This is a genomic window from Trinickia sp. (assembly GCF_051961175.1).
Lineage (GTDB): Bacteria > Pseudomonadota > Gammaproteobacteria > Burkholderiales > Burkholderiaceae > Trinickia.
Map to the genome: position 1 here is coordinate 1 of NZ_JBQCDN010000134.1, position 7,965 is coordinate 7,965.

Sequence of the window (7,965 nt, forward strand, 5' to 3'; positions counted from 1 at the left end):
GAATTCGGCACACATAGCTTCGTCAGCGGTTAGCACCTTGCGATCAAACTGCATCGCCATCCACTCGAGAGGGACGACGTCATCCGCAACGATCATCAGTGCGATCCAGACGTCTACAGGGATGCGCCGGTCTGCCTGACTCGGCGCGGCCCACTGGTCAAGTTGAGCCTTTGTAATCGGCCTAGCCAACCGCTCGGCCACGCGATCGGCAACTCGTTCTCGACTGAGACCGTTGCCGACGCAGCGGTCGAGCAGAGAATTAACCACTTGGCGGATACCGGCATCCAGTTCGGTTTCGCCTGCGGCGGCGACCATGCCCGATGGCGTGTCGATGGTGAACACGTCAAAGTTCAGCGGCAGCTGCGTTATCGCGGCTGCGGACTCAGTCCTCTTTTTCCTCATGGTTTTCATCATCCAGTGACAAAGCGAAAAGTGAAAACTACTGCCTCGTTTTAACTGCTTAGTCCGGCCAAGGAGCGGCTATACTTCCGCCGTGAAGGAGCATTCCGTTCGGATTGGCGATGAGTATCGTGGTCGGATACGCCGGCCCAGTGGCGTCCAACGTTCCGGCCACAGTTCGTGAAGCGGAACGCCAAGAAACGCGGCTATTGCCAGTTCTCCGGACGATACTGGCCGTGCCAGGGCGTTGCGGACGGTTGAAAGTGGCAAGCCGCAGTCGCGAGCGAGGTCATTCATGGTCTTGCCACGCTTGCGAATGGCGGCCTTGATATCTTCCTTGTGCCATCCTTTCGGGCCTTCAGTGGTGGGCATGTGCGGGTCCTTGCAGGTACGGTCTAGCGACCGTTTTTTTTCCGGCCGTTAATCCCATAGGTCAGGTTTAACGGCATGCTAACCGCAAAGAAGTGGAAAGTCAAAGCGGAAATTTAACTTTCTGCTTTAGTTGGTCCTGGCGACAGCTCGGAGTCGCACGATGTCTTTACTGTCGTGCGACTGACGGGAGTGTCGCCCAATGATGTAAGTGGAAATTCAACTTTCCGCTTTTGTGGAGGAAACTGGAAAGTGGAAAAGTGGTTGTCGGCGAGCGAGATCGCAAAGATGGGATTGCCTGGGTTGCCGGCAACCAAGGTTGCAATTGCGAGCCGAGCGGCGCGCGAAGGCTGGCCAGTCAAGGGCGAAACTGGCTTGGGAGGCCAGCGGAAGGTGTATCAAATCCCGGAGGCGTACTTGGTGCGGCGGGCGGAAAGCAGGGACGCGACCAAGCAGGTGTACGACCCCACCATGGGATCTGGCGGGATGCTCAAAGCGGCTACAGACTACGTGGACGAGGCACGTAAGCACGGGGACGTCAGTGACGCCGAGCTAATCCGAGAGATCGTTTTGGGCGTTGAGCGGTGGCTCGAGAAGAACGGCGCGCATCCCGACGCTGAGCGGAAGGCTGCTCTTATTTCCCTCCTGTTCAGGTACTTCCAGACCGACGGTGCATTAGACAAAGAAAAGATGGACCAACTGCTTCGGGCCGTAGCTTGACCCTGTCAAAGTAAACAGCCTGTCGCCGCCCTGTGTGCTCCGTAGACTGATCGGTCTTACTAAAAACTACGGGGCTATTGAGGAATGAAGGTAGTAGAAGGTCAACTTGCTTCGATCATCGAGGAAATTCTTTTTGAAAAACAAGCAGTTGCTTGCTGGCGCGGTCTGCACGCGGTAGTGCCGTCCGAGGCGGCGGCAAACGATGCCGTCTTCGTCGTCTCGTCGGAAGGTGAACACGCGAGAAAGGTTTCCTTCCGTGATCTGTTCGTTTTTTTTGCGGAATATGCCAAAAACTGCGCGAAATTCGCCCTTGATTTGAGCGTTTTCGCCAAACTTGGTCGTGCCAACAAGCGGCGACGTATCCCCTTAGCCGCTTGTTTTTTCGGGCTTTTTTCTGTTCCTGTGCATAACTTTAGCAGTGCCAATCTGAGCACCACCCCATAAATGTCCGACACGAGCCAACTTCCCGCCCCGCTCGACTCGGTTTGTCCGGGCTATCCGCCCGTGCTCGGCGACGCCCGGCTGCTGGACGACGATGAGCTTGCCGCGTCGCTCGAGCAGACGATGAGTCACTGGGACGGGGCCAGCGATTTATGGCTGTTCGGCTATGGCTCGCTGATTTGGAACCCCGGCATGCCCGCGGCGGAGACTGTTCGCGCACGCGTGCGCGGTTATCACCGGGGGCTCTATTTGTGGTCTCGCGTGAACCGCGGCACGCCGGAGCAGCCGGGGCTCGTCCTGGCGCTCGACCGCGGCGGCTCATGTACGGGAATGGCATTCCGGCTGGCGGGTGCAGGCGCCTGGCCGCATCTGGAGGCGCTATGGCGGCGCGAGATGCCGATGGGCTCCTATCGGCCCGCCTGGCTGCCGTGCTGGCTGGCCGACGGGCGGCGCGTCGATGCGCTGGCGTTCGTCATGCGGCGCGACGTGCCCACGTATACGGGGAAACTGCCGGACGACATCGTCAAGACGGTACTCACGTGCGCGCGTGGCCGCTACGGCACGACGCTCGACTACGTGTGCCGTACCGTCGAAGCGCTGCGCGAATGCGGCATGCCCGATCGCGCGCTCGAAGCGCTGCTCAAGCGCTGTCTCTGAGCGTACGCTCGCCGCGCTGATCGAACGCCGCCTACGTGCGCGGCGGCGCCATGGCAGACGGCCATCAATATCCCACGAACGCCGCTACGCCGACGATCGCACCGACCCCGGCCACGCCCACCGCGGCGCCGAGCAGCCAACGGCGGCGCGTGAGCAGCGTAATCGCGGCCAGCGAAATCGCAATTTGCGTGAGCGTCGTCGCCTGCGCCCACCGATGGTGCAGATGCAGTTGCCGCTCGCTCGCGGCATCGGCTTGCGCGACGGTTTTTTCCAGCGCTTCGGCCTGCGCACGAATCGCTGTTTTCTGCTGAATGTATTTGGCGACGTCGGCCGAAAATTTGGCGCTCGCCTTGGGATCGGCCGCCGTCAGCGCGGCACCCATCTCGGCCAGATTCTGCTTTTCGCCCTTGGCCTGGTAGTAGCTCCACTGATTGGCCGCCTCGGTCTTGCGGATGGCCGCCTCGTTCTTGTAAAAGAGTGCCAATCCTTCGGTGGACCCGCCCTGGTACGAGAATACAGCGCCGATCGTCGCCAGCACGGCGGTCATGACGGCGATGCGGCCGGCGAACGGATCGGGCGGCGCGCTGCCCGGCGCGTGACCGTGGGCATGGCCATGTTCATGGCCCGCGTGTTCGAGGGCTTCTTCGTGCGGACCGCGCACTTCAAACTCTTCCGACATATTTCTTTCGCGCAAACAGAGTAAAAAACGGTGGCAGAGCCGCTCAGCACACGCTCGATGGCGTGTGTCACGCACTTTAGCAGGCCGATCGGCAAATATGGTCCTGCTTTTGCGTGGTGTATCCTTTACTCTCCGTTTACCACGCGTCCAGCCGTGCCGGACGCATCGCCATGAACGACGCCTATCCCAGTCGACGCCATACCGACAAGCCCGCCGAGAAACGCTCGCTGCTCGAGCGCCTGACCGATTTCATTTCCCCCGAGCCCGAATCGCGGGGCGAACTACTGGAAATTCTCCAGGACGCGCACGAGCGCAACCTGATCGACGCCGATTCGCTCTCGATGATCGAGGGCGTGTTCCAGGTGTCCGATCTGTGCGCGCGCGACATCATGGTGCCACGTGCGCAGATGGATGCCATCGATATCGAGCGCAGCCCTGAGGAATTCATTCCGTTCGTCCTCGAAAAAGCGCACTCGCGCTATCCCGTGTACGAGGGCAACCGCGACAACATCATCGGCGTGCTCCTCGCGAAGGACTTGCTGCGCTATTACGCAGAGGAATCGTTCGACGTGCGCGGCATGCTGCGTCCCGCCGTCTTCATCCCCGAAGCGAAGCGGCTGAACGTCCTGCTGCATGATTTCCGCATGAACCGCAATCATATTGCGATCGTCGTCGACGAATACGGCGGCGTGGCGGGATTGATCACGATCGAAGACGTGCTCGAACAAATCGTCGGCGACATCGAAGACGAATACGACTTCGACGAGGAAAGCGGCAACGTCATCGCATCGCCCGACGGGCGCTACCGCGTGCGGGCGCTGACCGAAATCGAACAGTTCAACGAAGTATTCGGCACGCATTTTTCCGATGAGGAAGTCGATACGATCGGCGGGCTGGTGACGCATCATTTCGGCCGGGTACCGCACCGCGGCGAGCGCGTGCGCATCGACGATCTGATCTTCGAGATCCTGCGCGGCGATGCGCGGCAAGTGCACATGCTGCTTGTGCGGCGCGATCCGCTCGCAGGCCAGCGCGAACGCGAAGCACAGCACGTGCAGACTTGACGGGTGCCGCGGGCGCCGTGCATGAGCCCTGGCTTGTGCCGGTGCCTGTGCCGCTCTCGTGGCGGTACGCTGGCGCTCCCGTGCGGTACGCTGGCGCTCTCTTGGCGGTACGCTGCCGCTCTCGTGCGGTACGCTGGCGCTCTCGCGCCTTGCCACGCGTCGCGCGCCAGCACATGGATCCGTCGCTGATGACGAGCAACCCATACCTGCGGCTGCAATCGGCCCTGCGCACGCGGATCGTAGCGCTCGTTGGCGCTCTGTTCGCGCCTTGATCGCGCCTTAATCGCGCCCAGGCTTTACCGAGCTGGACCTTCAACGCTTTTTTGACGCCAAGTATCCATGGCCGAATCGATCACCTCCCGTAGGCGCGGCAACGCCGCGCCGGGCACCACCGCGGCGCCTGCTGCGCTCTCGCGCTGGCACTATGTCGCCGCGCTGGCGCTCGGTGCGCTGAACACGTTGTCATTCGCACCGACGCCGCACGGCGGCTGGCTCGAAATCGGCATCTTTGCCGTGCTGTACGCCTGGCTCACGCGCACGACAAGCTGGAAGAGCGCGGCATTGACGGGCGGCGCGTTCGGCTTCGGCAATCTCGTCACGGGTGTCTGGTGGCTCTATGTCAGCATGCATCATTACGGCGGAATGCCGGCGCCGCTCGCAGGCGCGGCACTCGTTCTGTTCGCGCTTTACCTCGCCGTCTATCCCGCAATGTCGGCGGGCCTGTGGTCGTTTTGCGCGGGCCACGCGGCGAGCGGCGTGCCCACTGCCGAGGGCCGTCCGTTCTATCCCACATGGCATGGGGCGTTCGCTTTCGCCAGCGCTTGGGCGATCGGAGAATGGCTGCGCGGCACCGTATTTACCGGGTTTCCTTGGCTCGCGAGCGGCTACGCGCAAGTCGACGGCCCGTTGCGCGGCTTTTCGGCCATCGCGGGGGTTTATGGCGTGGGCTGGCTCCTCGCGCTCACCGCTGCACTGATCGTTCAAAGCGCCTGGGCAGGGTTCGCGTCGCCGCGGCGGCGCATGGCCGTGGCGCTGCCGGCCGTCGTTGCGCTCGTCGTCATGGGCTCGGGCCTGCTGCTTTCGCGCGTGACTTGGACGCAGCCCGGCAACGCACCGCTGACCGTCCGCCTGCTGCAAGGCAACGTCAAGCAGGAAATGAAGTTCGACGAAGCCGGCGTGCGCGCGGCGCTCGATCTTTATCAGCAGATGATCACCGCGCATCCGGCCGACCTGATCGTGACGCCGGAAACGGCGGTCCCGATGTTGCCGCAGCAGTTTCCGGACGCATTCGGGAGCGCACTGCGCACGTTCGCGGACAACACAGGATCATCGCTGCTGATCGGCGCATTCGGCGCTTCCATTGCGCCCGACGGGCAATATACGGATGAAACGAACAGCTTTTTCGGTGTCACGCCCGGCTCGCGCGAACTGTACCGCTACGATAAGCACCATCTGGTGCCGTTCGGCGAGTTCGTGCCGTGGGGCTTTCATTGGTTCGTGCAGTTAATGAACATTCCTCTCGGCGATCTTTGGCGCGGCAAGCCGGTGCAGCGTGCGTTCATGGTTCACAACCAGCCAATCGACGTCGACATCTGCTATGAAGACATCTTCGGCGAAGAGATCGCGCGCACGCTGCGCGAGGCCGCGGTACCGGCTGGCGTGCTGGTGAACGGGTCGAACCTCGCGTGGTTCGGCGATACGATCGCACTCGATCAGCACTTGCAGATGGCGCAGATGCGCACGCTTGAAACGGGGCGGCCGCTGATTGCGGCGACGAACACCGGCACGACGGCAGTGATCGATGCACAAGGCCATGTGACGGCGCGGCTGCCCGCTTTCACGACAGGGCAAATCGAAGCGAAGGTCCAAGGGATGACGGGGCGCACGCCGTACATCACCGTTGGCAATGACCTCGTGCTCGCGGTTTCGCTGGTGCTGATCGCGTTCGGGTTTGCATTTGGGCGGGGCCGCATTAGGCGCGGCCCGCGTTAAACGCGTCCGACAGGGCTGACAGCGCTCGGGATAACGCTGTTGCGCCCGCACGAAGGCCTCCCAAGCCGCAACGGCCGCAAGGCAGTCCCAATCCGGTAAAATCTAGCGTTTTCACCGCGCAGGCGGCGGCAATCGCCGTGGCCTGCGCAGCGGCCGCCCCGACGGGAGCCCCGAATCCGCCGGTTTTCCGGCATCGCAGCGGCCCCTACGCGCCGCCTGCCTCGAAAGGCACGACATGCTCACGTTTCAGCAAATCATCCTGACGCTGCAATCCTATTGGGACAAACAGGGTTGCGCGCTGCTTCAGCCGATCGACATGGAAGTCGGCGCCGGCACTTCGCACGTCCACACGTTCTTGCGTGCCGTAGGGCCCGAGCCCTGGCGCGCGGCCTACGTTCAACCGTCGCGGCGCCCGAAGGACGGCCGCTACGGCGATAACCCGAACCGGCTGCAGCACTACTACCAGTATCAAGTCGTGCTCAAGCCCGCTCCGGAAAACATCCTCGATCTGTACCTCGGCTCGCTCGAAGCCCTCGGCTTCGATCTGAAGCAAAACGATGTGCGTTTCGTCGAAGACGACTGGGAAAACCCCACGCTCGGCGCCTGGGGTCTGGGCTGGGAGGTCTGGCTCAACGGCATGGAAGTCACGCAATTCACGTACTTCCAGCAGGTGGGCGGACTCGACTGCAAACCGGTGCTCGGCGAAATCACATACGGGCTCGAACGGCTGGCGATGTACCTGCAAAAGGTCGAGAACGTGTATGACCTCGTCTGGACCGAGTGGGAGGAAATGGGCCCGAACGGTCCCGAGCTGCGGCGCCTGTCCTACGGCGATGTCTACCACCAAAACGAAGTCGAGCAATCGACGTACAACTTCGAGCACGCGAACGTCGAGCTGCTGTTCTCGCAGTTCAATAGCTACGAGTCCGAAGCGAAGCGCATGATCGAAACGCCGCTTGCGCTGCCCGCCTATGAGCTCGTGCTCAAAGCCGGGCACACGTTCAATCTGCTCGATGCGCGCGGCGCGATCTCCGTGACGGAGCGCGCGGCCTACATCGGCCGCATTCGCGCGCTGTCGAAGCTCGTCGCGCAGGCCTACTACGATTCCCGCGAAAAGCTCGGCTTCCCGATGCTCGGCAATCCCGTGCACGGGGTGCGCGGGCTGACCACCGATGCGCAAGACGCCGCCATGCCGGCATGGGCGCCGCCGCTGAAGGTCGAGCGTGCGATCGACAAGGAATGACGAGACTCCACGAATATGAATCAAGCTCACCAAGCCACCCTGCTCGTCGAACTGCTCACCGAGGAACTGCCGCCGAAGGCGCTCGCTCGCCTGTCCGGCGCATTCGCCGATAGCCTCGTCGAACGCCTGGCCGCGCGCGATCTGATCGCGGGCGAACCGTCGTTCGAACGCTTCGCCACCCCGCGCCGTCTCGCGGTGCTCATCAAGAACGTGCGTGCCATCGCCCCCGAGAAGCAAGTGCGGGAAAAAGTGCTGCCCGTTTCGGTGGCCCTCGACGCGAACGGCCAGCCCACTGCGCCGCTCGCCAAGAAGCTCGCGGCGCTCGGCTTCCCCGATGTTCCGCTGTCCGATCTCGAACGCGCCACCGACGGTAAAGCGGAAGCGTTTTTCCTGCGCTATGC

The 7,965-nt window shown here is 62.4% G+C and carries 10 protein-coding genes; 7 read left to right on the forward strand and 3 right to left on the reverse strand.

Annotation, left to right across the window (positions count from 1 at the left end):
- On the reverse strand, positions 1–414 hold a 414-nt coding region (locus ACTHL0_RS07410), incomplete at its 3' end, for a hypothetical protein (RefSeq protein WP_440566036.1).
- 66 nt (positions 415–480) lie between these two features.
- Entirely contained in the window at positions 481–771 is a 291-nt protein-coding gene (locus ACTHL0_RS07415) for a helix-turn-helix domain-containing protein (RefSeq protein ID WP_440566038.1), read from the reverse strand.
- A gap of 249 nt (positions 772–1,020) precedes the next feature.
- Between ACTHL0_RS07415 and ACTHL0_RS07420 the strand changes: the two genes are divergently transcribed.
- The 3 genes from ACTHL0_RS07420 (at position 1,021) to ACTHL0_RS07430 (ending at position 2,586) form a co-directional block, all read left to right on the forward strand.
- Positions 1,021–1,488 (forward strand): hypothetical protein, encoded by a 468-nt coding sequence (locus ACTHL0_RS07420; protein WP_440566040.1) that lies wholly within the window; start codon positions 1,021–1,023, stop codon positions 1,486–1,488.
- A gap of 84 nt (positions 1,489–1,572) precedes the next feature.
- Positions 1,573–1,932 carry a hypothetical protein gene (locus ACTHL0_RS07425; protein ID WP_440566041.1) on the forward strand — a complete coding sequence of 120 codons (360 nt, stop codon included), beginning with the start codon at positions 1,573–1,575 and terminating at the stop codon, positions 1,930–1,932.
- Positions 1,933–2,586, forward strand: a complete 654-nt coding sequence (locus ACTHL0_RS07430) for a gamma-glutamylcyclotransferase (RefSeq protein ID WP_440566042.1) — start codon at positions 1,933–1,935, stop codon at positions 2,584–2,586.
- Positions 2,587–2,650: 64 nt separating this feature from the next.
- Here ACTHL0_RS07430 and ACTHL0_RS07435 read toward each other — a convergent pair whose 3' ends face one another.
- Positions 2,651–3,265: a DUF4337 domain-containing protein gene (locus ACTHL0_RS07435; RefSeq protein WP_440566043.1), complete on the reverse strand. Its 615-nt coding sequence runs from the start codon at positions 3,263–3,265 to the stop codon at positions 2,651–2,653.
- Positions 3,266–3,435: 170 nt separating this feature from the next.
- Between ACTHL0_RS07435 and ACTHL0_RS07440 the strand changes: the two genes are divergently transcribed.
- The 4 genes from ACTHL0_RS07440 to ACTHL0_RS07455 all read left to right on the forward strand — a co-directional run.
- Entirely contained in the window at positions 3,436–4,329 is an 894-nt protein-coding gene (locus ACTHL0_RS07440; protein WP_440566045.1) for an HlyC/CorC family transporter, read from the forward strand.
- A gap of 339 nt (positions 4,330–4,668) precedes the next feature.
- Positions 4,669–6,321 carry an apolipoprotein N-acyltransferase gene (lnt, locus tag ACTHL0_RS07445; protein WP_440566046.1) on the forward strand — a complete coding sequence of 551 codons (1,653 nt, stop codon included), beginning with the start codon at positions 4,669–4,671 and terminating at the stop codon, positions 6,319–6,321.
- A gap of 235 nt (positions 6,322–6,556) precedes the next feature.
- Positions 6,557–7,564 (forward strand): glycine--tRNA ligase subunit alpha, encoded by a 1,008-nt coding sequence (gene glyQ, locus ACTHL0_RS07450; RefSeq protein WP_440566048.1) that lies wholly within the window; start codon positions 6,557–6,559, stop codon positions 7,562–7,564.
- 15 nt (positions 7,565–7,579) lie between these two features.
- A partial coding sequence (locus ACTHL0_RS07455) for a glycine--tRNA ligase subunit beta (protein ID WP_440566049.1) occupies positions 7,580–7,965 on the forward strand: 386 nt, incomplete at its 3' end.